Annotated in this window: 20 protein-coding genes; 6 read left to right on the top strand and 14 right to left on the bottom strand. The window is 59.7% G+C overall.

From position 1 onward, the window contains the following. Positions 1 to 690: a response regulator transcription factor gene (locus tag C4S72_RS21375; protein ID WP_104005213.1), complete on the top strand. Its 690-nt coding sequence runs from the start codon at positions 1 to 3 to the stop codon at positions 688 to 690. Further along, positions 687 to 2057 carry an ATP-binding protein gene (locus tag C4S72_RS21370; RefSeq protein ID WP_104005212.1) on the top strand — a complete coding sequence of 457 codons (1371 nt, stop codon included), beginning with the start codon at positions 687 to 689 and terminating at the stop codon, positions 2055 to 2057. Before C4S72_RS21375 ends, C4S72_RS21370 begins: the two co-directional genes overlap by 4 nt. 42 nt (positions 2058 to 2099) lie before the next feature. Here the strand turns inward: C4S72_RS21370 and argA are convergent, their stop codons facing one another. From argA to C4S72_RS21350, 4 genes are all read right to left on the bottom strand, one after another. Further along, positions 2100 to 3440, bottom strand: coding sequence for an amino-acid N-acetyltransferase (argA, locus tag C4S72_RS21365; RefSeq protein ID WP_104005211.1), 1341 nt, complete (start codon positions 3438 to 3440; stop codon positions 2100 to 2102). Between the two features lie 79 nt (positions 3441 to 3519). Next, positions 3520 to 4671, bottom strand: coding sequence for an acetylornithine deacetylase (gene argE / locus C4S72_RS21360; protein ID WP_104005210.1), 1152 nt, complete (start codon positions 4669 to 4671; stop codon positions 3520 to 3522). A 134-nt stretch (positions 4672 to 4805) separates the two neighbouring features. Next, positions 4806 to 6071 carry an inorganic phosphate transporter gene (locus C4S72_RS21355; protein WP_104005209.1) on the bottom strand — a complete coding sequence of 422 codons (1266 nt, stop codon included), beginning with the start codon at positions 6069 to 6071 and terminating at the stop codon, positions 4806 to 4808. 20 nt (positions 6072 to 6091) lie between these two features. Further along, positions 6092 to 6769 carry a TIGR00153 family protein gene (locus C4S72_RS21350; protein ID WP_104005208.1) on the bottom strand — a complete coding sequence of 226 codons (678 nt, stop codon included), beginning with the start codon at positions 6767 to 6769 and terminating at the stop codon, positions 6092 to 6094. A gap of 251 nt (positions 6770 to 7020) precedes the next feature. Here C4S72_RS21350 and C4S72_RS21345 point away from each other — a divergent pair, with 251 nt between their 5' ends. Beyond that, the gene (locus C4S72_RS21345; RefSeq protein ID WP_160115563.1) at positions 7021 to 8058 is read left to right on the top strand and encodes a CYTH domain-containing protein; all 1038 of its coding nucleotides are present in this window, start codon (positions 7021 to 7023) and stop codon (positions 8056 to 8058) included. Between the two features lie 51 nt (positions 8059 to 8109). After that, the gene (gene ansA, locus C4S72_RS21340; protein WP_235009227.1) at positions 8110 to 9126 is read left to right on the top strand and encodes an asparaginase; all 1017 of its coding nucleotides are present in this window, start codon (positions 8110 to 8112) and stop codon (positions 9124 to 9126) included. An 18-nt stretch (positions 9127 to 9144) separates the two neighbouring features. On the opposite strand, the gene ygiD is transcribed toward ansA, so the two are convergent. From ygiD to C4S72_RS21315, 5 genes are all read right to left on the bottom strand, one after another. Further along, a complete protein-coding gene (gene ygiD, locus C4S72_RS21335; RefSeq protein ID WP_104005205.1) occupies positions 9145 to 10026 on the bottom strand; it encodes a 4,5-DOPA-extradiol-dioxygenase in 882 nt (293 codons plus the stop codon). Positions 10027 to 10196: 170 nt separating this feature from the next. Next, a complete protein-coding gene (locus C4S72_RS21330) occupies positions 10197 to 10925 on the bottom strand; it encodes an amino acid ABC transporter ATP-binding protein (RefSeq protein ID WP_200826857.1) in 729 nt (242 codons plus the stop codon). 53 nt (positions 10926 to 10978) lie between these two features. Then, complete coding sequence (locus C4S72_RS21325; protein ID WP_104005203.1) at positions 10979 to 12079, bottom strand: amino acid ABC transporter permease; 1101 nt, start codon at positions 12077 to 12079, stop codon at positions 10979 to 10981. Between the two features lie 10 nt (positions 12080 to 12089). Continuing rightward, a complete protein-coding gene (locus tag C4S72_RS21320) occupies positions 12090 to 13295 on the bottom strand; it encodes an amino acid ABC transporter permease (RefSeq protein WP_104005202.1) in 1206 nt (401 codons plus the stop codon). A 115-nt stretch (positions 13296 to 13410) separates the two neighbouring features. After that, positions 13411 to 14433 carry an amino acid ABC transporter substrate-binding protein gene (locus C4S72_RS21315; protein WP_104005201.1) on the bottom strand — a complete coding sequence of 341 codons (1023 nt, stop codon included), beginning with the start codon at positions 14431 to 14433 and terminating at the stop codon, positions 13411 to 13413. 414 nt (positions 14434 to 14847) lie between these two features. On the opposite strand from C4S72_RS21315, the gene glnE reads away from it, so the two are divergent. Next, a complete protein-coding gene (gene glnE / locus C4S72_RS21310) occupies positions 14848 to 17757 on the top strand; it encodes a bifunctional [glutamate--ammonia ligase]-adenylyl-L-tyrosine phosphorylase/[glutamate--ammonia-ligase] adenylyltransferase (RefSeq protein ID WP_104005200.1) in 2910 nt (969 codons plus the stop codon). A 71-nt stretch (positions 17758 to 17828) separates the two neighbouring features. Here the strand turns inward: glnE and C4S72_RS21305 are convergent, their stop codons facing one another. Then, a complete protein-coding gene (locus C4S72_RS21305; protein ID WP_104005199.1) occupies positions 17829 to 18824 on the bottom strand; it encodes a branched-chain amino acid aminotransferase in 996 nt (331 codons plus the stop codon). 231 nt (positions 18825 to 19055) lie between these two features. On the opposite strand from C4S72_RS21305, the gene C4S72_RS21300 reads away from it, so the two are divergent. Further along, the gene (locus tag C4S72_RS21300) at positions 19056 to 19952 is read left to right on the top strand and encodes a mitochondrial fission ELM1 family protein (protein ID WP_235009226.1); all 897 of its coding nucleotides are present in this window, start codon (positions 19056 to 19058) and stop codon (positions 19950 to 19952) included. Here C4S72_RS21300 and C4S72_RS21295 read toward each other — a convergent pair. The 4 genes from C4S72_RS21295 to C4S72_RS21280 all read right to left on the bottom strand — a co-directional run bounded on the left by C4S72_RS21295 (position 19949) and on the right by C4S72_RS21280 (position 23960). After that, positions 19949 to 21001, bottom strand: coding sequence for a glycosyltransferase (locus tag C4S72_RS21295; protein WP_104005197.1), 1053 nt, complete (start codon positions 20999 to 21001; stop codon positions 19949 to 19951). The genes C4S72_RS21300 and C4S72_RS21295 overlap by 4 nt on opposite strands. 19 nt (positions 21002 to 21020) lie before the next feature. Beyond that, positions 21021 to 21713 carry a YrbL family protein gene (locus tag C4S72_RS21290; protein ID WP_104005196.1) on the bottom strand — a complete coding sequence of 231 codons (693 nt, stop codon included), beginning with the start codon at positions 21711 to 21713 and terminating at the stop codon, positions 21021 to 21023. Continuing rightward, positions 21710 to 22756 carry a glycosyltransferase family protein gene (locus C4S72_RS21285; RefSeq protein WP_104005195.1) on the bottom strand — a complete coding sequence of 349 codons (1047 nt, stop codon included), beginning with the start codon at positions 22754 to 22756 and terminating at the stop codon, positions 21710 to 21712. The genes C4S72_RS21290 and C4S72_RS21285 overlap by 4 nt, the downstream gene beginning before the upstream one ends. A 73-nt stretch (positions 22757 to 22829) precedes the next feature. Next, positions 22830 to 23960: a glycosyltransferase family 4 protein gene (locus C4S72_RS21280; protein WP_104005255.1), complete on the bottom strand. Its 1131-nt coding sequence runs from the start codon at positions 23958 to 23960 to the stop codon at positions 22830 to 22832. Positions 23961 to 24013 lie beyond the last annotated feature (53 nt).

The raw sequence follows: 24013 nt of genomic DNA, 5'->3' as shown, positions 1-24013 counted from the left end.
ATGAAGCTGCTGATCGTTGAAGATGATCCGGATCTGCGTCGGCAACTGAAAACCGGGCTTACCGAGCGTGGCTTTACCATCGAGGAAGCGGAAGATGGTGAGGAAGCGCTCTATCTCGGGCGCGAATACCCCTATGACCTGGCCGTGGTCGATATTGGGCTGCCCAAGCTCTCCGGTATTGAGGTGGTGCGCCGCTGGCGCAGCGAGGAGCGTAACTTCCCGGTACTGATTCTGACCGCCCGCGGTGGCTGGCAGGACAAGGTGGAGGGGCTCGAAGCCGGCGCCGACGATTACCTGGTCAAGCCGTTTCATGTTGAAGAGCTGGTAGCGCGCCTGAATGCGCTGCTGCGCCGCGCCGCCGGTCACGCGAGCCCGAAAATGGTGTTCGGGCCGCTGACGCTGGATACCACAGCGCGCACCGTGACGCTCAACGGCGAGGCGGTCAAGCTGACCAGCTACGAATACCGTACCCTGGAATATCTGGTGGTTAATGCCGGCAAGACCATCTCCAAGGCGGAGCTGACCGAGCACCTTTACCATCAGGACTTTGACCGCGATTCCAACGTGCTTGAGGTGTTTATCCGCCGCCTGCGCCAGAAGCTGGACCCGGACCAGACCCTGCAACCGATCGAGACCGTTCGCGGCCTCGGTTATCGCTTCGTTCTGCAGGCTTCCGATAACGCTGGATGACGCTCTCCTCATTACTGCCCCGCTCGCTCAAGGCGCGCCTGTTCTGGGCTTCGGTCGTGCTGCTGCCGATCGTCACGGTATTTGCCGGGGCGGCGCTGCAGCGGGCCTTTCATAACAGCCTGAAAGCCTCAGAAGCCAGCCAGGCGCGTCTGCATGTCTATCTGCTGCTTGGCGAAGCGCAGCTTCGCGATGGCAGGCTCTGGCTGCCCAACAGTGTGCAGGAACCGCGTTTCAGCCAGGTTCAGTCTGGCCTCTATGCCACCGTGCACTCCCGTGGAGGAGAGCTGCTCTGGCGCTCTCCCTCGGCGGAGCTGTTGCCGGAGGATCTGATGAATCGGCTGCCCAGGCCTAACCTGGAGCCGGGCCAGACCCTGTTCCAGCATCTGCCTGAGGATGGCTTGTTCCTGTTCCAGTATCCGGTGGTCTGGGAAGGCGAGGGTGGTGAACGTCACTTCCTGATGTCGATCCTGCATACCGATGACAGCGTGGATCGGGAGATTCAGGCCTTTGCCACCCAGCTCTGGGGCTGGCTCGGCGGTGTTTATATCCTGGCGCTGCTGATGCAGTACATGATTATGCGCTGGGGCCTGAAACCGCTGGACAGCCTGGCGGAGGACCTCAGCTCCATTGAACAGGGGCAGGCGGATAAGCTGAAGGGTAAATACCCGCTGGAGGTACAGGCGGTGACCGATAACCTGAACCGGCTGATCGAGAGTGAGCGCCGTCAGCGCGAGCGTTATCGCAATACCCTGGGTGATCTGGCGCACAGTCTGAAAACGCCGTTGGCGGTGATGAGTGGCGCCGCCGATGAGCAGATGGATAGCGAGCGTTACCGCCAGCTGGTCAGTGAGCAGACCGCCCGCATGAACCAGATCGTGCAGTACCAGCTCTCCCGCGCGGTTAAATCCCCCGGTGCGCCTCTGGCTGCGCCGGTGGCGGTGGAGCCGGTGGTGCGGCGTATTCTGTCTGCACTGGGCAAGGTCTACGTGGACAAGGCGATCGAGGTCAGCATTGAACTGGCGCCGGGGCTCAGCTTCGCGGGCGATGAGCATGATCTGATGGAGTTGCTCGGCAATGTGCTGGAGAACGCCTTCAAATACGGACGGCGGCAGGTGCGGGTGCGTGGCGGAGCCGGTCAGGGGCTGGTGTGGATAGAGGTCGCCGACGATGGTCCGGGTGTCAGCAAGGATATGCGCCAGGTGATTCTTGAGCGCGGCGCCCGCCTCGATTCTTCCGCGCCTGGGCAGGGGATAGGTCTTTCCGTGGCGGTGGATATTCTCAGCAGCTACGGTGGCGCGCTGGAGATACGTGACAGCGTCGAGCCCCCGGGGGCGGCCTTCCTGATTCAACTGCCGACGCTGGATTGAGCTCGTAATCCAGGCCTGAGCGCCGGCAGTTTAAACCGCGGATCAGTCCTTCAGTGGCTTGATGAAGACCTTGGAGTTGCGCTGGAAGTTGTACAGCTCCTTGCGCTGGCCCGGCAATTCATCCAGCGGTGCGGCGCGGAAACCGCGCTCCAGGAACCAGTGCGCTGTGCGCGTGGTCAGCACGAACAGCTTCTTCAGGCCGATGCGCTTGGCCTCTTCCTCGATATGCTCCAGCAGCAGATCACCACGATTGCCGCCGCGATATTCGTTGTTGATCGCCACACAGGCGAGTTCGCCCATGCTGTCTTCCGCGAACGGATAAAGCGCCGCACAGCCGATAATGGCGCCATCGCGGACTACCAGGTGGAAGCGCTCGATCTCAGCCTCAAGCAACTCGCGGGAGCGTCGCACCAGAATGCCTTTCTCTTCCAGTGGCTTGATCAGTTCGATCAGGCCGCCCACATCCTCGATATTGGCCGGGCGCACCTGCTCGTAGGATTCCTTGCTGATCATGGTGCCGGTACCGTCGCGGGTGAACAGCTCCAGCAGCAGGGCGCCATCCTGGGAGTGGCTGACCAGGTGACAGCGCGGCACGCCTTTGTCGCAGGCATCCACGGCGGCCTGCAGCAGGCAGGCGGTCTCGCTCCAGCTATCTTCGGCGGAAATGGTGGCGGAGTATTTGTGTACCAGTCGGCGTGCGGTTTCGGCCAGCAGCTCGCTGCGCAGTTCATCGTTGGAGTCGCGGATCCCCTCCTGCTCACCGAACAGAATCAGCTTGTCGGCTTTCAGTGCGGTGGCGACTCCGGTGGCAACCTCTTCCACCGACAGGTTGAACACCTCGCCGGTGGGAGAGTAGCCCAGGTTAGAGATCAGCACGATGTTATCCATATCCAGCTGCTGGTTGATCCCTTTGACGTCGACGCGGCGCAGCTCCCCGGTGTGACCCATGTCGACACCGTCCACCACGCCGAGAGGACGCGCTGTAATAAAATTACCGCCACAGACGCGGATACGGGCGCCGTGCATGGGTGTGTTGGCCAGCCCCATCGACAATTGCGCTTCGATCTCCATGCGCACGCGGCCCACGGCCTCTATAACACAGCGCAGGGTGTCGCTGTCGGTGACGCGCTGATCATGATGCAGGCGGGTTTCGATACCGGCTTCCTGCATGCGCGTGTTGATCTGCGGGCGGGCGCCGTGAACCAGCACCAGGCGCACATCCAGACTGTTAAGCAGCGCGATGTCCTGGACGATGCTGGCCAGGCGGGTATCGATAATCGCCTCGCCCCCGAGCATCACAACGAAGGTTTTGCCGCGGTGTGCGTGGATATAGGGCGATGAGTGGCGAAACCAGTTTACAAAATCTTGGGTTGTGTCGTTCACGCGGTCAACCTGTTCAGAAGCCTTTAGAAGCAATAACTTAGAGGCAATCACTTAGAGATCGTCAGTTAAAGATCACCAGTTAAAGACAGTAACGAGTTATCAGCTGTTGCAGAATATCGATGGTGGGCCGCAGCTGGTCCAGGGCCAGGTATTCATCCGGTTGGTGAGCCTGGTCGATGGAGCCGGGGCCCATGACGATGGTATCCATCCCCAGCTGCTGCAGAAACGGCGCTTCGGTGCCGAAAGCTACGGCCTGGGCCCGGTGTCCGGTCAGTTTTTCCGCCAGCGCCACCAATCCCTCGTTATCAGGGTTCTGGAATGGCGGAATACCGGGGAACAGGGGGCGGGTCGTCAGCTCTACACCAAACTGCGCACCCAGGGGCGTCAGGCGTTCGCCGATGGCGTTGCGCAGCCCGTCCAGTGACATGCCGGGCAGCGGGCGCAGGTCGAACTCCATCTCGCATTGGCCGCAGATACGGTTGGGGTTATCGCCGCCATGGATGCAGCCAAAGTTCAGGGTCGGAAAATCGACGCGGAAATCGCTGTTGCGATGCTTGGCCTTGAGCTCATTACGGAAGGCGGAAAGCTCGTTGAGCACCTGATGCATTGCATCCAGCGCGTTGGCACCCAGGGACGGATCGGAGGAATGACCGGAACGGCCTTCGATCCGCACCGCTTCCATCATGATTCCCTTGTGCATGTTGATCGGCTTCAGGCTGGTCGGCTCGCCGATCACCGCGGCCCGGGCCTTGGGGCGTCCCGCATCGACCAGGGCGCGAGCACCGGACATGGCGCTCTCTTCGTCGGCAGTGGCGAGAATAATCAGCGGTTGCTTAAGCGGCTGATCAACAAAGCTTTTTGCGGCCTCGATTGCCAGGGCCAGAAACCCTTTCATATCGCAGGTGCCCAGGCCATAAAGGCGCTGATCGCGCTCGGCGACGCGAAACGGATCGCTTTTCCAGAGCTCGGGATCGCAGGGCACGGTATCGGTATGGCCGGACAGAACCAGCCCCCCGGGCCCGGTGCCGAGCGTGGCGATCAGGTTGGCCTTGGTGGGCTGATGCGGGATCGGCATCACCTCGCAGCTGAAGCCCAGCTCCTCGAGCCAGGTGTGCAGCAGCTCAATCACCTTGAGATTGCTTTGGTCCCACTCCGCTGTAGTGGAACTGATCGAGGGGGCGGCGATCAGCTCACGCAGCATCGCCAGAGCGTCAGGAGGGGTGCGAGACATGTCGGACTCCGCATTGGGGTATGGGGTAAAGCCTTATTGTGCAGGCTTTAACTTACAGGGTCCATTATAGAAAAAGCAGCAAAAAGGGGCGCATCTGCGCCCCTTTTTTGATCTCTCCGCTGATGCAGTTTTGATCAGGAGAACATGCCTTTGAGCATGAAGAAGAACATGATCGCTAGCAGTGCGCCGGCCGGCAGAGTAACGATCCAGGATACGAAAATCGTACCGACGACACGCAGGTTCAACGCCGCCATACCGCGGGCGATACCCACGCCAAGCACGGCGCCTACCAGGGTGTGCGTGGTGGAGATCGGCAGGCCGGTACCGGAAGCAAACACCACGGTGGAGGCCGCCGCCAGCGTCGCTGCAAAGCCACGGCTCGGTGTCAGTTCGGTGATGTTGGTACCGACGGTGGCGATCACCTTGTGGCCGTACATTACCAGGCCGACCACGATACCCGCGCCGCCCAGCAGCAGAATCCAGGTAGGCATTGCCGACTGCTGTGCCACGCTACCACCCGCCGATACGACGCCGACGATGGCCGCCAGCGGACCTACGGCGTTGGCCACATCGTTGGAGCCGTGAGCAAAGGCCATGGCGCAGGCGGTAAACAGCATCAGGATGCCGAACACTTTCTCAACGCTGCTGAAGTGATACTCTTCATCAGCCTTGGGATCCGGCTTAATCTTACGCAGCATGAGGATGCCAGCGCCCATGACCAGCAGTGCAACAACCACGGAGATTGCCGCGCTTTCGCCGAAGCTCAGGTGCAGACCTATATGTTTCAGGCCCTTGGTGAAGGTCACCATGGCGACCATGAAGCCCACCAGGAAGATGTAGAAGGGCACGTAGCGTTTGGCGTTTTTGAACGGATCGGTGGTATCCAGAATCAGGTGCTGCACGGTTCGGAACAGGAAGAAGCCTATTATCCCTGCCGTCACAGGCGAGACCACCCAGCTCGCAACGATGGTGCCTACCTTGCCCCAGTGCACCGCGTCGACGGAAACACCCACGGCGGCAAAGCCTACGATGGCGCCGACAATGGAGTGGGTCGTTGATACGGGCCAGCCGAAGTGGGTGGCGATCAACAGCCAGACACCGGCCGCCAGCAGCGAGGCCAGCATGCCGTAAACGAGAAGTTCCGGGCTACCAGACAAGATGCCCGGTTCGATGATGCCCTTGCGTATAGTCGCGGTGACAGCCCCGCCCGCCAGGTAGGCGCCGGCAAATTCAAACAGGATAGCGATGATGATCGCCTGCTTGAGTGTGATCGACTTTGAGCCCACAGAGGTGCCCATTGCGTTGGCCACGTCATTGGCGCCCACGCCCCAGGCCATGAAAAAGCCGAAGACACAGGCCAGAATGACCAGTATGTCGCCGTACTGAGAGATGATTTCCATTGGATCCTCGTTTTACCGATTTAGCGTGCCAGTAGCAGTTGCAGGCGGCTGCCTACCTGTTGAGCGCGGTTGGCGAGATCGCCAATCCAGGTGATGATCTGATACAGGAACATCACATCAACCGGGTACAGATCGCGCTCTACAGCGAACAGGGCGCTACGCAGTTTGCGTTCGTGCGTATCGGTTTCGTGCTCGAGGCGGTCAAGCTCCACCAGCAGGCGTTCCACCAGATCAATTTCGTGGCCGCGAAAACCTGAGGTGACCAGTTCGTCGAGCTCGTTCAGCGCGGTTTTCGCCTGGTCCGTTGTCTGCAGAGCCGTATCCAGGAAACTGAGCAGGTCCTGCTGAAGGTTTTTCGGAATGGTCATCTGCCGTCCAAGAATCAGCCCGGCAATATCTTTTGCCTTGTTGGCGATCTTGTCCTGCATACGCACCAGATCCAGCAGGTCGGTACGTGCGACCGGCAGGAACAGGTTGCCGGGCAGGTTCTGGCGGATCTTGCGTTTGATATCGTCGGCATCATGTTCAAGCGAGGTGATACGCTGCTGACACTCGGCGACTTCAGCCCAGTCCTCCTTGATCACCGCCTGAAAAAACGGGACCAGCTCAGCGGCGCAATCCTGTGCCTTAGCGATATGTTCCTGAATCGGCAGAAAGGGGGAACGGGCGAACATCTGAAATAGGGGGCTGTTAACCATCGATGTATACCTGTTGGCCGGTTGTAATTTGGCGCAAGTATACGTATCGATTTGTCGTTTTTGTAATAAAACAACAATGAATTTGTCACACCGCACAGATCGATTTTAAAAAATAGCGTGAAAACCGGAAGTTAAGGTTCGCACGCGAATCGCTTTGAATCTGGTGCGGGCAGGGGACAAATTGCCCGATTCCCTAGAGTGTTTCGGCCCTGCCCCATAAAATGGAAGGATTGAATCAGTGGAGTTGGATGATGGGAGCGGAAACAGAACTCAAGCTTGGGCTGCTGCCCGAGTATGGTCCAGAAGTGGCGGGGTTGCCGATACTGGAGCAGTACGCCAAGGCCGAGCCCGAATGCAGACAGCTGGATAACACCTATTTCGATACCCCGGACCATGCGCTGACCGCCGCCCGGGTCGCGCTGCGCATCCGCCGCGACGGTGAGCGCTATATCCAGACCCTGAAAACCGCTGGCGACGGCCGTGGCGGCTTGAGCGTGCGTGGCGAGTGGGAGTGGGAACTGGCTGAGCCGGTGCTGGAGCTGGACAAGGTTCGTGCTCATCTGCCGCCGCAGTTAAACGATGACGCGCTGCTGACGACGCTGGAGCCTGTGTTCGATACCAATTTCGAACGTCATATCTGGCTGCTTGGCGGTGGCGAAGGAGCTGAAGCCTGGCAGGTGGAAATGGCGCTGGACCGCGGCGAGATCCGCGCCGGTCTGCAGAGTACGGAACTGTCGGAGCTTGAGCTTGAGCTGAAATCCGGTCCTACCGAGGCGCTGTTCCAGCTGGCGCTGGAGATAGCGCGTCAGATTCCGGTGCAGGTGCGTGATGACAGCAAGGCTCAGCGAGGCTACGCCCTGGCTGGACTGCAGCGGTCGCCGTTCCGGGTTGAGCTGGCGTTCAAGGGCGGGGAAGATCAAACCCTGGTTGAGCTGATTTCTGACTGCCTCAAAGCCTGGCCAGCACAGCTGGCGAAAGCGATTGCCGGCGATGATTCGGCGCTGCAGGAGCTGAACCGGACCCTGGACCTGATGCTGGTCGCGCTGGAATCCCAGCCCGATATTGCTGCGCATTGCCAGGTACTGATCTCGCAATATCAGCGGCTGCGGGCCGATACCGGTCGCGCCTGGGACTGGCGCCTGCTGGAGATGATGCCGACACAGTGGCGGCAGAAACAGCATGATCAGGCCGCCGGGCTGCTGCAGGGACTGAGTCGGAAAACCCTGCCGGGACAGCTGGCGCTGGCCACCGGGGAGCTGCTCTGGCAGATCGATGATGACGAGGACTAAGCAGTCCAATTGAACGCAGAGCAATGACGCTGAAGGATGAGGAGTGGCCGCGTGCAAGCTGACAAGGTGTTGATTATCCATACCGGTGGCACTATCGGTATGTTGCCCACGGAACAGGGGCTTGCGCCCGCAGCGGGCTTTGAGCAGCTGCTCAGGCAGAGGCTTGCCGAAAGGCTGGACACACTGCCGGCGTTCGATCTGATTGAACTTGATCCGCTGATCGACAGCGCGGAGCTCTCGCCCCTGCAGTGGCCTGGCATCGCCGCACCGATTATCGAACGGTACGAGGACTACGCCGGTTTTATCCTGCTCCACGGTACCGATACTCTGGCGTATACCGCGTCGGCACTCTCCTTCATGCTGCAGGGACTGACCAAGCCGGTGATTCTCACCGGCTCGCAGATCCCGTTGGCGGAGCGCAGAAGCGACGCCGACAGCAACCTGCTGGGTGCCCTGGAATTGGCGGTGCGGCCCGAGATCAACGAGGTCTGTATCTACTTCAATGGTCGATTGCTGCGCGGTAACCGCAGCGTCAAGGTTGATGCCAGCGCCTTGGCGGCTTTTGATTCACCGAATCTGGCGCGTCTGGGAGAAGTGGGCATCGAGGTTTCGCTACGCACTGATCTGATGCTGGAGTCCGCAAGTCCGGCGTTCAGCTCTCTCGAGTTTGATCCCGCCGCTGTGGCGGTGATTCGCGTCTTCCCCGGTATCAGCGCAACGCTGATCCAGGCGGTGCTGAGCCAGCCGGGTTTACGCGGTGTGATTTTGCAGAGCTACGGAGTAGGGAATGCGCCGACCTCGGACGCAGCTCTGATGGAAACGCTGGAATCCGCCATCGCCCGGGGTGTGACCATTCTGAACCTGACCCAGTGCAGCCGCGGCGCGGTGGCCAGCGATACCTACGCCACCGGCGCGGCTCTGTCGCGTATCGGCGTGATATCCGGTGCTGACCTGACGCTGGAAGCGGCCTTTGCCAAGCTGCACTGGCTTCTGGCGCAGAACTTATCTTCAGAAGATGTGGCGGCGAAGCTGCGCCAGTCGCTCTGCGGCGAGCAACTGGCGAACTGAGGCTTCTTAAAAGCTGGATCAGCTGGGCGAAAGCACAAAGGAGCGCATCGATATGGCGCCGCGGGTCAGCGATTCGTTATAGAAGCTGAGCTCGTCGCTGCTGCGCTGCAGGCCGATGCTGTAAAGCATCGGAATATAATGATCCGGCGTCGGTACCGACAGCTCCGCCGCTTTGCCGTACCACTGGTAGTTAAGAATACTCTGGTGATCACCGTCGATAAGCTTCCGTTTGATCTGCTCATCAAAGGCCACCGCCCAGTCGTAGCCGCCGTTGACGGCCTGCACCGCGCGCAGATTATGGACGATATTACCGCTGCCGATGATCAGCACACCGCGTTCGCGCAGCGCCGCCAGCTGCTGCGCCAGTGCATAGTGGTAGGCCATGGGCCGGTGGTAATCGATACTGAGTTGAAACACCGGGATATCGGCGTCCGGGTACATCTGTCTGAGCACCGACCAGGTGCCGTGATCCAGCCCCCGCTCGTGATCCAGCCTGACCACATCTTTTCCCGATTTCTGCCGGGTCAGTGTCTGCAACAGCTCGGCGCCTTCCGGTGAGCCCGGCGCCGGGTACTGCACGTCGAACAGTTCCTGCGGGAAGCCACCAAAGTCATGAATGGTTTCAGGCGCTTGCACGGCACCGACAAAACTGCCCCGGCTCAGCCAGTGCGCGGAAATACAGAGAATCGCTGCGGGCCTCGGCAGATCGCCGGCCATCGACTTCCAGGCCTGGCTGTAGAGGTTGTCCTCGATGGCGTTCATCGGCGAGCCGTGGCCGATAAAGGCGACGGGCTGAGTATCCGTCTTTGGCAGTGCTTCGGTGAGCTGCGCAAACAGGGAGCCTGAGAGTGGTGCACAGCACAGGCCCAGTGCGCCCTGAATCAATTGACGTCGTTTCATCGGATTTCCATAGTCCGGAAAGCTGGCGGGGAGGAGGATACTAACCCAGCCAGATGACTTTCTGTATTTAGCTTAATGACTCACTAGCTTAATGGCTCACGGTGACAAAAAAGGGTGACGCTCAACAGAGAGTCACCCTTTCGTATTCCTGTTCGCTGCAGTCGGCAGGATCAGTGATCGATGATCTGACTCAGGAACAGCTTGGTCCGTTCATGCTGCGGGTTGTTGAAGAACTCGTGTGGCTCGTTCTCCTCAACGATCTGGCCATCCGCCATAAAGATGACTCGGTCGGCCACGGTCTTGGCGAAGCCCATTTCATGGGTTACGCAGAGCATGGTCATCCCTTCCTGGGCCAGCTCGATCATGACATCGAGTACTTCCTTGATCATCTCCGGGTCCAGCGCCGAGGTAGGCTCATCGAACAGCATCACGTCCGGGTTCATGCAGAGCGAGCGGGCAATCGCCACACGCTGCTGCTGACCGCCGGAGAGCTGGCCGGGATACTTCTTCGCCTGCTCCGGAATCTTCACGCGCTCCAGGTACTTCATCGCCGTGGCTTCGGCTTCCTTACGCGGAATCTTCTTTACCCAGATCGGGGCCAGCACGCAGTTTTCCAGCACGGTCAGGTGCGGGAAGAGGTTGAAGTGCTGGAACACCATGCCCACGTCCTTGCGGATCGTCTCGATGTTCTTGATGTCATGAGTCAGTGGTACACCGTTAACGATGATATCGCCGCGCTGGTGCTCCTCCAGCCGGTTGATGCAACGGATCATGGTTGACTTGCCCGAGCCCGAAGGTCCGCAGATAACGATGCGCTCGCCCTTTTTGACCTTCAGGTTGATGTTCTTGAGCACATGGAACTCGCCGTACCACTTGTTCATGTCGCGCAGCTCGATCATCAGCTGCTCACCGGTATTGCTTGCCGCGTCTGTCATTGTCTCTTTCTCCGTGTTCAGGCTCGGTTGCCATGGCCGGTTTGTAGCCGTTTCTCAAGGTACTGGCTGTAGCGGGACATGCTGAAGCAGAAGATCCAGAACACCAGTGCCACGAAGACATAGCCTTCGGTGGCGTACCCGATCCACTTGGGATCGTTGGTGGCCGCCTGGACAATCGCCAGCAGGTCGAACAGACCGATGATCAGCACCAGGCTGGTGTCCTTGAACAGCGCGATAAAGGTGTTCACCACGCCGGGAATCATCATTTTCAGCGCCTGAGGCAAAATGATCAGAATCATCTTCTGCCAGTAGCCCAGGCCCAGTGAGTCGGCCGCCTCGTACTGCCCCTTGGGGATCGCCTGCAGACCGCCGCGCACCACTTCCGCCATGTAGGCGGTCTGGAACAGGGTGATACCGATCAGGGCGCGCAGCAGCTTGTCGAAGCTCATCCCTTCCGGGAAGAACAGCGGCAGCATCACCGATGCCATGAACAGCACGGTGATCAGCGGCACGCCGCGCCACACCTCGATGTAAACCACCGACAGGGACTTGACGATCGGCATCTCCGAGCGCCGGCCCAGCGCCAGCAGGATGCCCAGCGGCAGTGACGCCACCATGCCGACCACGGCCAGCACCAGGGTCAGGCTCAAGCCGCCCCACTGATGAGTATCTACCGCTTCCAGGCCGAATGCGCCGCCGGTCAGCAGGAAGAACGCCACCACCGGGAATACCACCAGCGTCAGCACGGCGGCGATACCCTTGGCGGGGATCTTCGGTATCGCCAGCCAGAGAATCAGCGCCAGCATCAGGAAGAACGACAGGTCCAGCCGCCAGGTTTCCTCACGGGGATAGAAACCGTACAGGAACTGCTCGATACGCTGACCGACGAACACCCAGCAGGCGCCGCCGCTGGTGCAGTCTTCACGGGTGGTGCCAGCCCAGTCGGCGCTGAAAAACGCCCAGTCGAACAGCGGCGTCAGCAGGGTAAAGGCGAGCCAGGCCAGAAACAGTGTGGCGATGGAGTTCAACGGTCCGTTGAACAGGTGCTTGCGCGCCCAGCCGATCACACCAATGGTGTTGGCGGGAGGCGGTAGCGTGGGTTGAAGTTCGTATTTCATACCTTGCCTCCTAGCGCTCGATCAGCGATTTGCGCTTGTTGTACCAGTTCATGAATATCGATGTGAGCACGCTCAACGACAGGTAGACCGCCATGGTCATCGATATCACCTCGATCGCCTGACCGGTCTGGTTCAGCGTGGTACCGGCGAACACGGACACCAGGTCCGGGTAGCCGATGGCGGTGGCCAGCGATGAGTTCTTGGTCAGGTTCAGGTACTGGTTAGTCAGCGGTGGGATGATCACGCGCATCGCCTGGGGGATAACGATCAGACGCAGGGTGCGGGTTTTCGGCAGACCCAGGGCCGAGGCCGCTTCCAGCTGACCGTGAGGTACAGAAAGGATACCACCGCGCACCGTCTCGGCGATGAACGCCGCGGTGTAGATGGTCAGTGCCAGCCAGAGAGCCACGAACTCGGGGATGATCGTCATGCCGCCGCGGAAGTTGAAACCGCGCAGCTCGGGATAATCCAGTGTCATCGGTGCGCCGCTGAGCAGGAACACCAGCAGGGGCAGACCGATAATCAGGCCCAGCGAGGTCCAGCCCACCGGGAATATTTTGCCGGTGGCATCCTGACGTTTGTGAGCCCACTTGGTCATCACGAAGGTGCCGACAATACCCACTGCCAGTGCAATCCAGACCAGGTTAAAGCCGGGTTCTGTCACCGGGGCCGGCATCGACAGGCCGCGGATGTTCAGGAAACTGCCAAGAAACTCGATACTGTCGCGGGGCGAAGGCAGTGCCCGCAGTACCGCGAAGTACCAGAAGAAGATCTGCAGCAGCAGAGGAATGTTACGGAAAATTTCGATATAGAGTGCGGACAGGCGTGAAATCAGCCAGTTGTCCGAGAGTCGCGCCACACCGAGGATGAAGCCAAGAATAGTGGCCGCGATGATGCCCAGGACCGATACCAGCACGGTATTGAGCAGGCCGACAATGAAGGTGCGGCCGTAGCTGGATGCTTCGGTATATTCCACCAGTGAGAGAGGAATACCAAAGCCCGCTTCCTGCGACAGGAAGTCGAAGCCGGTGGTGATACCGCGCTGTTCCAGGTTATTCAGGGTGTTGGATACGATAAACCAGACGAAGCCGCCCAGCACCAGCACCAGCAGTACCTGAAATATCAGGGCGCGCTTGCCGGGGTCGTTCCAGAATTTGATCTTGTGCTCCGGCTCGGAAGGGGGGGAGCTGCTGTTTTGGTTGGTGTCCGATGCCATCTCTTGCTTCTCCATACCCTAGACGGGATCGTCCGTCTCAGGGGCTTTCCCGGTTAAGGGATCTATGTCGGATGCAGGAGGCCGCCCGGAGGCGGCCTCTATGACTAACGGATGATCAGCGGATCGGCGCGGCGTACATGATGCCGCCGTTGTTCCACAGGTTGTTGATACCGCGGTCGATGTTCTGCGGAGAGTCCTTACCGACGTTACGGTCGAAGGATTCACCGTAGTTACCGACCTGTTTGACGATCTGGTAAGCCCAGTCATCGCTGATGCCCATGCCTTCGGCCAGGCCAGCTTCACCACCGAGCAGACGCTTGACGCTCGGGTTCTCGCTGGAAGCTTTCATCTCGTCCACGTTGGCGGAGGTAACACCCAGTTCCTCGGCGTTAAGCATGGCGTTCAGGGACCACTTAACGATGTTGAACCACTGGTCATCACCCTGGCGCACGGACGGGCCGAGCGGTTCCTTGGAGATAACTTCCGGCAGCGCTACCACGGATGACGGATCGGTCATGCGGGTACGCAGGCCGTAAGCCTGGGACAGGTCAGTGGTGAAGGCGTCGCAACGGCCGGTATCGAAGGCGGTAGCCGCCTGTTCGTTGGTGTCGAACACCACCGGAGTATGCTCCAGACCGTGGGTACGGAAGTAGTCAGCCATGTTCAGCTCGGTAGTAGTGCCGGACTGTACGCAGATGGTGGCGCCGTCCAGCTCCTTGACGCTGGTGAGGCCGAGATCTTTCTTAACCATGAAGCCCTGGCCGTCGTAGTAGTTCACGCCGGCGAAGTTGATACCCAGCTGGGTGTCGCGGGTCAGGGTCCAGGTGGTTACACGGGAGAGTACATCGATCTCACCGGAAGCCAGCGCAGTGAAGCGCTCCTTGGCGTTCAGCGGAGTGTATTTGACCTTGCTGGCATCGCCCAGTGCCGCTGCGGCGACAGCGCGGCATACGTCGACATCAAGACCTACCCAGTTGCCCTGCTCGTCCGGAACAGAGAAGCCGGGGACGCCTGAGGTCACACCGCACTGCACATAACCTTGTTCTTTAACCGCATCGAGCGTACCGGCGGCCTGGGCGCCAGTGGCAGCAGCTGCCAGTGAAAGCGTCGCGGTTGCGATAAAGGCTTTTCTCAACATTTTGTCGTCCTCTCTGGTGAGTTCTTTTTTGCAGCGTGTTGGAAATAAGGTTTTTTTCTGTTTCTAAAAGCTTGACCACTTAGTTAGCAAATCTTGTTCCAGTTACCCGGTGACAGTGTAGGTGCACTACGGGGGAGCGTTTTGCTCTGGCTCAGGCTTTTGCATCATCCTTGGGTGGACCCTTATATGTGTAGTAGGTAATCGACAGTTATTCCAGAAAAAGCAGGAGGTTAGATAGCATCTATAGAGTGAGGGCAGTCCGGCTTGCCAGCTGGCTTGTGGGTAGAGTCTTGTCTCCCGTGAATTTGAACCTGCCCTGTTGGAGAGCTGTCTGGGCACTTTTATGGTGCGTCTATTCCTGCTGCGTTCTTCTGGTTTACAGTAGAGGCCGCGTTGAGTGAGGAGAACGTCAGGATGTTGGAAGAACTCAAAAGCGGAACCCCCGCTGAGCTGCATACCGTATTGGAGGCAAATCTGCGGCGGGTAACGCCCGCACTGGAGCAGCTCGGGGCGGAGCTACCCGAACAGATCAGGCACGGACTGCCCCGAATTCTGATCGGCAGCGACTACGTTTGCGAACAGCTGGAACGGCAGCCGCAGCTGCTGGCTGAGCTGCACCAGAGCGGCGATCTATGGCGTAGCTACGAGCCTGGTGAGGTTCGCCAGCTGGCGCAGGCTACTCTGCAGGAGTGTGACAGCGAAGCGGAGCTACAGCGGCGCCTGCGCCTGATCCGCCGTCGGGAGATGGTGCGCATTATCTGGCGTGACCTGAATCGTCTGGCCGACCTGGCGGAGACCACCGGCACCCTGACACATATGGCCGACGCCCTGATCGATTTGAGCCTTGAATGGCTGCACGAAGCCACCGCTGCCCGCTGGGGCAGGCCAATGGCACGCGATGCCTCCGGTGAGCTGGTCGAGCAGCGCATGGTGGTGATCGGCATGGGCAAGCTCGGCGCCTACGAGCTGAACCTCTCCTCCGATATCGATCTGATCTTTGCCTTCCCGCAGAACGGCGAGACCGACCGCCAGGACAAGAACCTCAGCAACCAGGAGTTCTTCACCCGCCTGGGCAAGAAGCTGATCCAGTCTCTGGATAACACCACGGCGGATGGCTTCGTGTTCCGCGTTGATATGCGCCTGCGTCCCTTCGGCAGCGTCGGTCCGCTGGCGTGCAGCTTCGATGCCCTGGAAACCTATTACCAGGACCAGGGGCGTGAGTGGGAACGTTACGCCATGGTCAAAGCCCGTGTCGTGGCCGGGGACAAGGAGCAGGGCGATGAGCTCTTCACCCTGCTGCGGCCCTTTGTTTACCGCAAATATATCGATTTCAGTGCGTTCGAGTCCCTGCGCGATATGAAGGCGCTGATCAATCGTGAAGTGAAGCTCAAAAACCGTGATCAGAACGTCAAACTCGGTGCCGGCGGCATCCGCGAGGTGGAATTCATCGCCCAGGCGTTCCAGTTGATCCGTGGCGGTCGGGACCAGCGCCTGCAGCAGCGTGAGCTCAACCGCATACTGCCATTGCTACCGGAATGTGTCGGCATGCCGCAGCAGGTGGTCGATGAACTGCTGGAGGCGTACGGCTTCCTGCGTGATACCGAGCATGCGCTGCAGGCGCTGGCCGACCGCCAGACCCAGGAGCTGCCCCGTGATGAGCTGGGGCAGGCGCGGCTGGCCTTTGTCATGGGGGCCAAGGACTGGCAGTCGTTCAGCGAACGCCTTGATGGTTATCGTCGTACCGTATCCGCCCACTTTGCCGAGGTGATTGCACCGGCGGAGGAGGCGGCAGAGCAAACGGAACATGCCGATAAGTGTGCCGATCAGTGGCACTCGCTCTGGGATGCTGAGCTCGAAAGCGAGCCGGTGGAGCGTTACCTCCGTGAGCTGGGCTTTGCCGAGCCGCAACAGGCGCTGCAGCAGCTGCGTAGCCTGCAACAACAGCGTACCGTGCAGATGCTGCAGCAGGTCGGACATGATCGCCTGCAGGCGGTACTTCCCAAGCTGCTGAAGGCGGTGGGCGGGACCGAAAACCCGGAAGTGACCCTGGAGCGGGTGCTGCTGCTGATCCAGGCGGTGCTGCGTCGTTCCGCCTACCTGGTGCTGCTGAACGAAAATCCCGGTGCATTGCAGCAGCTGGTGCGACTCTGCTCCGCCAGCCACTGGTTTGCCGAGCAGTTGTCACGTCAGCCCGGTCTGCTCGATGAGCTGATCGATCCGCGTACGCTGTTCACACCGCCGGACAAGGCAAAACTGAACGACGAGCTGCGCCAGGTGCTGGTGCGTATCCCGGAAGACGACACCGAGCAGTTGATGGAGGCGCTGCGCTACTTCAAGCACTCCCATGTGCTGCGGGTGGCCGCCTCCGATATTACCGGTGCACTGCCGCTGATGAAGGTCAGCGATTATCTGACCTGGCTGGCCGAGGTGATCCTGGATGCGGTGCTGGAGATCGCCTGGCGCGATATGACCGCCAAGTACGGCATACCGCAGAAGTCGCCGGGCGAGCCCTGTGACCCGGATTTCATCATCGTCGGTTACGGCAAGCTCGGCGGTATCGAGCTCTCCTATGGCTCAGACCTGGACCTGGTGTTTATCCACGATGCCGATTCCAACCTGATGACCCAGGGCGGCAAGCGGGAGTTGGCCAACGCGGTATTCTTTACACGGCTTGGCCAGCGGATTATCCATATCCTCGGTACGATAACGCCCTCAGGACAGCTCTACGAGGTGGATATGCGGCTGCGGCCCTCGGGCAACTCTGGCCTGCTGGTGAGCTCGTTGAATGCTTTCGAGCAGTACCAGCGTAATGACGCCTGGACCTGGGAACATCAGGCCCTGGTGCGCGCCCGGGTGGTCAGCGGCAGTGAGCGCGTTGCCAGGAGCTTCGAAGCCGTGCGTGCCGATGTGCTGGGGCAGGCGCGTGAGCGCAGTGCACTGCAGCAGGAGGTGCGCGAAATGCGCGAGAGGATGCGCCAGCAGCTTGGCACTGCTCCGAGCCGTGAAAGCGAAGCGTTCGACCTGAAGCAGGATCGGGGTGGTCTGGTTGATATCGAGTTTATGGTGCAGTACCTGGTGCTGGCGAATGCACACGACGATGCGCGTCTGCTGACCTATACGGACAACATCCGCATTCTTGAATCGCTGGAGGAATCCGGCCTTATGCCCGCCGAGCAGGCGGAGGAGCTGCGTGAAGCCTACAAAGCCTATCGTGCCTTTGGCCATCGCCAGACCATGCAGAACCAGCCGCGGGTGATCAGCGGTGATCAGTTGGTTGAGTATCGTGAGCGGATCAGTGGGTATTGGGGTGATTTGATGGAGTGAATTGAATACCCGCATAAACGAAAAGACCGGGCATCAGCCCGGTCTTTTCATATCTGACGGATTCTTTTGACTTAAACGTCGATCAGCCAGCCGAATTTGTCTTCGCTGCGGCCCCACTGGATATCGTTCAGGGCGCGACGCAGTTTGACAGTGGTTTCGCCGATGGCGCCGTTGCCGACGGTGAACTCCTGACCGTTGTGGATCAGGGTGCCGACGGAGGTCAGTACAGCGGCTGTGCCGGACAGGGCGGCTTCGCAGCCCGGCTTGGCGGAGCGCTCCAGCAGCTCTTCAATGCTGAGCTGGCGCTCGGAGACTTTCATGCCCATATCGCGAGCGATGGTGAGGATCGAGTCGCGGGTCACGCCGTGCAGGAAGGTGCTGTCCAGCGCCTTGGTGATGATCTCGTCGCCATCGATCAGCAGGAAGTTGGCAGCGCCGGTTTCCTGAACATCGCCGTTGGGGCAGAACAGAACCTGGTCGGCCTGGAATTCGGCGCGTGCTTTCATGGTCGGCTGCAGGGCGCCGGCGTAGTTACCACCGCTCTTTACCATGCCCATATGCGGCGGGCAGCGCATGTTCTTGTCATCGATCAGCAGACGCAGGGCGCGGTCGCCGCCGGAGAAGTAATCGCCTACCGGCGACAGCAGCACGTAGAAGCAGGATGACAGCGTCGGCGCAGCGGCCTTGCCGATGGCGGGCTCGGTGCCGATATGGGTCGGGCGGATATACATGGAGCCCGGCGCTTCCGGAACCTCCGCTGCAAACTTCGCGACCACCGATTTGATCATCTCGGCGACCTGGTCCTTGTTGATCTCCGGCAGTGCCAGTAGCTGGGAGCTCTGCGCGATACGGTCGATGTTACGATCCATACGGAAGATCTTGATCGAGCCGTCTGCATGGCGGAACGCCTTCAGGCCTTCGAAGCAGGTGCTGGAGTAGTGCAGTACGTGGGCACCGGCGTGCAGATGCAGGCTTTCGCTCGGCACGACCTGGCTTTCGCTCCAGCTCGAACCATCAAACCAGGAGATTGCCATTTCAGGCATGAAAACAGAGCCGAACGCCGACATATCAGACCATCCTAAAGACCGGGTAAACAGGAAAGTGCCCCAGAAATGCTGATAAAGCACCGGGACTTTTACGCAAGATTGTAGATTGTATGCTTTCACGCGAAAAATGGAATTGCCTCAACAGTGAAATCCTGCTTTTAGCCGGATTATCCTGCTCAGGTTGATTTGTTTATCATGATCGCGTCCTCTTCGGGACGGAATAACACCCAAGCCATCAACGCGAGAGCGACCGTGAAGCGAATTGTTATTGTCAGTGACGGCAAGCCGGGCCATCTCAACCAATCGCAGGGTCTGGCCGAGGCGTTGCAGCGCCTGCTACCTGAGGTCGAAATTGAGACTCTGCCGCCGTTTACTCGGGGTGTCGCCCTTAAAGAGCTGCTGCTGGGTCGGTCGTCCGCACAGATAGCCAAGCCGGATCTGCTGATTGGTGCAGGCCACGCAACGCACCTGACGCTGTTGGCGCTGAAACGTGGCTGGCGTGTGCCGGCGGTGGTGCTGATGAAGCCCAGCCTGCCGCTGTCGCTGTTTGATCTTTGCCTGATTCCAGAGCACGACAGCCCGCCGTCGCAGGGCAATGTGGTTGCCACCCGCGGTGCATTGAACCGGATGCGACCGGGTGAGAAAACGCCGGACAGCGGCATGATCCTGGTGGGCGGTCCCTCCAAACACAGCGGCTGGGATGAGACGGGTCTGATCCGGGCGATCGAACGGATAGTGTCTGAGGATGGTCGCAGCTGGCGCGCCACCAGCTCGCGCCGCACCCCCGCCGAAACCGAGGTGAAACTTGCGCACCTTAGCGGGCTGGAATTTGTTCCGGCGGCACAAACCCCTTCCGGCTGGCTGCCGCAACAACTGGCGGTAACGGAGTGCTGCTGGGTCAGCGCCGACAGCGTATCGATGGTCTATGAAGCGCTGAGCGCAGGGTGCGCGGTCGGTGTTCTGCCGGTGCCGCAACTGAAGCAGAACCGGCTGCAGGCCGGGCTGCAGCAGTTGGTTGATGCTAAGCGTGTGGTGCCGCTGGAGCAATGGCGCGGTGAAGCGCTGCAGCCGGATGCAGAGCCTCTGGATGAGGCGGGCCGCTGCGCCCGTGAGTTAATGGCGCGCGGCCTGTTTGGAGCCCAGGCTTAGCCGCGTTTGTGGCGTATCTCCTCGTAGAACTCTGCATAGCGTTGGACGATGTACGCTTTGCTGTGGCCTTCGGCGTACACCCGGCTGGCGTCTTCGATCAGTTGCTGGCGCAGATCATCGCTTTTCAGCACCCGGTCGATCGCCTTGGCCAGCGCCGGGGCTTCATCAATTGGCGTGATCAGGCCGCTCAGCCCGTCGGTGATCAACTCGCCCGGTCCTTGCGAGTCTGTGGCGACGATGGGGCAGCGGTGCGCCCAGGATTCCAGCACGATTGAACCCAGTCCCTCGTGACGTGACGGGCAGACGAACAGATCGACGCTGGCCATCAGGGTGGTGACATCGGTACGCCAGCCGAGAAAACGCACCCGCGACTCCAGCCCCAGCTGTTTGCACAGCGCCTTGAGATTCGCTTCTTCCGGACCCGCACCGGCCAGCCAGAGCGTCACATCCGGCAGTTCGGTAAGGCTGTGCAGCAGCACATCGAACGCCTTGTTAACGTGCAACCGGCCGGCGCTGAGGATGATCGGTTTGTCGGCAGGGGTATCGAAGCTGTCGCGTGGAATCGGCGTGACGGGGGTTTCGTCGGCAAAGTTGGAGATATGCACCACGCGCTCGGCCGGGAAGCCGCCATCGATCATGTGCTGGCAGATCCCTTTACTGTTACCGACCCAGTAATCGCAGTGCTGGTAGTACTTGAGCTTGTAGTAGTGGCCCAGGCGGCTGACCAGGGTGTAACGCTTGGAGTTTGGTGTGTACGCGGTGGCGCGGCCCATCCAGGACATAACCACGTCGGGCTCGAAGGCGTTCAGCGCTTTGCGAAAACGATGGCGGTCGATCAGGTCTACGGGGGAGCCGAACCTGAACCCCTCGGTCTCGACGCCGCCCTGGCGCAGGGCGTTGACCCTATGCTCATGGTCACGGATAAAGGCTTTGACCTGCATATCCGGGTGTTCGTGCATGCCGGTCACCAGGCGCACGAAAAAGTTCTCAGCGCCGCCATTTTCGGCGCCGGCGAGAACCTGAGCGGTGCGGATCGTAGAATTGGTCATAGTGTTAAGCCTTTAAAACTCAGTTGTTCGCGGAATGATGAGCAGTGGCCATGCCATGGTTGCCGGGCGAAGCGCCGCGTTCCTTTTTAGCCAGCAGGTCGTTTATACGCTGATACAGGTTGGCCACCTTGCGTTCTACCTTGGCATGTTTCAGGGTGCCGGGCAGCCAGTTGAACGGAATGATATTCGGGCTGCCGAGGCCATCGATCACTACCAGTCGCTCTATTTTTCCGTTGCTGTCTTTCTGCACCAGGATGTTGTGTAGCAGCAGGTCGCGGGACGGAATTTTTAGTTTCAGCCAGCGCTGGCAAAAGGCCTCAACGGCGGCGCGGCATTCGTCGCTGTAGCCCTCAAACCAGATCTGCGCTTTCAATGACTGGGAGATGCGGCCATCTCCGTCGCGCACCAGTTCCAGCACCAGCCCCGGTCCAAGATCGCTCTCTTCAAAGCCATAACAGCGGCTGATCACGTCAAATACCGCTTCGCCCTGGCGTTTGGCGAGGCCGGAGATAACATCGAACTCTTCCTGGTTATCGTCAAACGCACTCAGTGGCAGCAGGGTTTTCGGGAAGCCTTTTTTGCGCCGCAGATCCGCCAGCGTAAAGTCAGGCCGGCGTACCTTGATGCAACGCGATGGATCCCCCGGGTACTCGAAACAGAGCCGGTTGCCACCCTGGGCAAAGGCCTGCTCTGTTTGTAGCTTGAGCGTCATTTCAGGCTGCCATCCAGATTGATGTCCCGTGCCCAGACGTAGTCGTGGCTGAACGGGGTCTGGGTGGTGGCTTCGACGATGTACTGGGCGTAAAGGGTTGAGTTGATCTCCTGGTGGAAAAACTCACGTGCTTTCGAGGCCCAGGCCTGACGCTTGGCGTCATCGCCCTGGAACTCACGGATCCGCTCCATCAACGAGGCTTCGTCGTCGAAATAGACAATCGATTCGGCCGGGAACAGTTCATCGAATTTATTCGCCGAGTGGGTGAACTGGAGGATTCCGTTACCGCCCAGCTGAGCCATGCGGGCCGAGGCGTACCAGTAATCGCCTTCCTGACGGTTGAAGTTCAGGCCCATCTTGCTCTTCTCCAGCGCGCGGTCATAGTCGCGTCCCCAGACCGGCGCTTCGCCGAAGCTGCCGAAGGTCTTGAACGTCATGATCGGGTCCAGCTGCTCCTTCATGCGCCCGATCATCTCCAGGCGCTTGGTGAAGTTCTGGCTGTTACTGCAGAAAATCAGGTCGATCGGCAGTTCCGAGTCGGCTTTGACCGAGTTGTCGAAGCTCTCCACTGAGGGCTCAACCGGGTTGGGCATATGGTAAACCCGGGCCCGGGAGCCCTCGAACTGGGTCAGTTCGCGACGACCGGTGGATACGAAAATGGCGTCAGCGACTTCGGCCCGGTACTTGAGGCGGTCCACGTTAGAGGGCACGAATAGCGGGTCGTTGTTGCAGTGTGCGATGACGCAGTTAGGCGCGATTTTGCGGATCTCGGCCAGGGTTTCGTTGCTGATCATGTCGCAGTGGCCGGCGATCACCAGATCCGGCTCGAAGGACTCAACGGTTTCCAGCAGGCGCTTGTTGGCCTTCTTTGTGCCCAGGTCGCGGATCCCCAGCGGGGCCTCAAAAGCCGCTACGTCACGATCGCTGAATCCATGCACCAGGTGATCGTTCTTGATCAGGCCGAAGGTCAGCTTCTGTGCCCAGCTGACGCGGGTGTGGCCGTAACGACGCAGTTGTTGGTAGGCAATATGAAGTACTCGCATGGCGAATCCGTCCAGTCGGGGGTAAAAATGCAGTAGCGCGAAGTGTAGCCGATCCGGGTATTGAGGGGCAGCCTCAGCCGGGCGGCGAGGCCAGCAGCCGGCGATAGACTTCCAGTGTGGCGTCGGCCTGGTGCTGCAGGTAGAACTCTTCGGGCAGGTGGATATCGATCGCCTCACGCTCCAGAAGTTCATGGGCGCGCTGGGCAAAGGCTTTGGGGTTGTCCGCCTCTACCAGACCCTCGGGGAATGCCTGGTGCAGAGATTCGGCGGCGCCTCCACGGTCATAGGCGATGACCGGGCAGCCACAGGCCAGTGCCTCAGGCACGGTGCGGCCAAAGGGTTCCGCCTTGTTGGACAGGTGGCAGGTGATATCCGCCAGTGAATAGAACGCCTGGATATCGGAACGGTGGCCGACGAAGGTGACTTTGTCGTCCAGCCCCAGTTCTTTGCGCTTATCGAGCAGCTCCTGCAGATAGTGCTGCTTGTTATCCTCAGCGCCACCGACCACTACACCGTGGCAATCATCGCGCAGAGCGCAGAGATCCCGCATGACATCGAGAAAGGCTTCCTGCCCCTTCCAGCGTGACAGGCGTCCGGGCATCAACAGCAGGCGTTTACCCTGGAATTGAGGGTATTCCCGAAACAGGTTTTCCCGCCACTGGCTGAGATCGACAGCATCGTTAAACACTGAAGGGTCCAGACCGCGATAGATTCGGGTGATATGGCGGGGGTCTATGCCGTAATTCTGCGTAATGTAATCGTGCACACAATCGGAAATAGCGATTATGTGTTCCGCTTTTGTCATAATGGCGCTGTAAGCATTCACCGAGTACATTCCATGCACGGTACTTACCAGGCGCGGGCGATCAGCCTTAGGCAATTTGCGCCAGGCAAGCCAGGCGATCCAGGCGGGAGCGCGGGAACGGACATGAATAATATCGGGTTTGAGTTCGGCCAGCAGGCGGCGCATGGGACGAACCAGTGCCAGCGAGCGCAGCGACTTGCGATGCACCGGCATGCTGATATGCCGGGAGCCCTCCGCTTCCAGGTTGGCCACCTGGCGACCGCCATTGGAGATAACGATAGATTCGTGCCCCTGTTTGACCAGCTCGCGGGCGAACTCGACTGTTCCGCGTTCGACACCGCCTGAATCCAAGGCGGGAAGTAGTTGCAGGATCTTTAAGGGGCGATGTGTTTGGCTCATGATCATCCTACGAAAGCCTGATGTTTCGTATGGTACATCAATACAGTTTTCTT

The sequence above is a fragment of the Marinobacterium lutimaris genome (assembly GCF_900108065.1).
Classification (GTDB): domain Bacteria; phylum Pseudomonadota; class Gammaproteobacteria; order Pseudomonadales; family Balneatricaceae; genus Marinobacterium_D; species Marinobacterium_D lutimaris.
This window is presented reverse-complemented; position numbering and strand designations above follow the sequence as displayed.

Bases quoted from the DNA above. Each gene is read 5' to 3' on its own strand.
- C4S72_RS21375 (WP_104005213.1), top strand. From the start codon at position 1: ATGAAGCTGCTGATCGTTGAAGATGATCCGGATCTGCGTCGGCAACTG.
- C4S72_RS21370 (WP_104005212.1), top strand. From the start codon at position 687: ATGACGCTCTCCTCATTACTGCCCCGCTCGCTCAAGGCGCGCCTGTTC.
- argE (WP_104005210.1), bottom strand. From the start codon at position 4,671: ATGTCTCGCACCCCTCCTGACGCTCTGGCGATGCTGCGTGAGCTGATC.
- C4S72_RS21355 (WP_104005209.1), bottom strand. From the start codon at position 6,071: ATGGAAATCATCTCTCAGTACGGCGACATACTGGTCATTCTGGCCTGT.
- C4S72_RS21350 (WP_104005208.1), bottom strand. From the start codon at position 6,769: ATGGTTAACAGCCCCCTATTTCAGATGTTCGCCCGTTCCCCCTTTCTG.
- C4S72_RS21345 (WP_160115563.1), top strand. From the start codon at position 7,021: ATGGGAGCGGAAACAGAACTCAAGCTTGGGCTGCTGCCCGAGTATGGT.
- ygiD (WP_104005205.1), bottom strand. From the start codon at position 10,026: ATGAAACGACGTCAATTGATTCAGGGCGCACTGGGCCTGTGCTGTGCA.
- C4S72_RS21330 (WP_200826857.1), bottom strand. From the start codon at position 10,925: ATGATCGAGCTGCGCGACATGAACAAGTGGTACGGCGAGTTCCATGTG.
- C4S72_RS21325 (WP_104005203.1), bottom strand. From the start codon at position 12,079: ATGAAATACGAACTTCAACCCACGCTACCGCCTCCCGCCAACACCATT.
- C4S72_RS21320 (WP_104005202.1), bottom strand. From the start codon at position 13,295: ATGGCATCGGACACCAACCAAAACAGCAGCTCCCCCCCTTCCGAGCCG.
- C4S72_RS21315 (WP_104005201.1), bottom strand. From the start codon at position 14,433: ATGTTGAGAAAAGCCTTTATCGCAACCGCGACGCTTTCACTGGCAGCT.
- glnE (WP_104005200.1), top strand. From the start codon at position 14,848: ATGTTGGAAGAACTCAAAAGCGGAACCCCCGCTGAGCTGCATACCGTA.
- C4S72_RS21305 (WP_104005199.1), bottom strand. From the start codon at position 18,824: ATGTCGGCGTTCGGCTCTGTTTTCATGCCTGAAATGGCAATCTCCTGG.
- C4S72_RS21295 (WP_104005197.1), bottom strand. From the start codon at position 21,001: ATGACCAATTCTACGATCCGCACCGCTCAGGTTCTCGCCGGCGCCGAA.
- C4S72_RS21290 (WP_104005196.1), bottom strand. From the start codon at position 21,713: ATGACGCTCAAGCTACAAACAGAGCAGGCCTTTGCCCAGGGTGGCAAC.
- C4S72_RS21285 (WP_104005195.1), bottom strand. From the start codon at position 22,756: ATGCGAGTACTTCATATTGCCTACCAACAACTGCGTCGTTACGGCCAC.
- C4S72_RS21280 (WP_104005255.1), bottom strand. From the start codon at position 23,960: ATGAGCCAAACACATCGCCCCTTAAAGATCCTGCAACTACTTCCCGCC.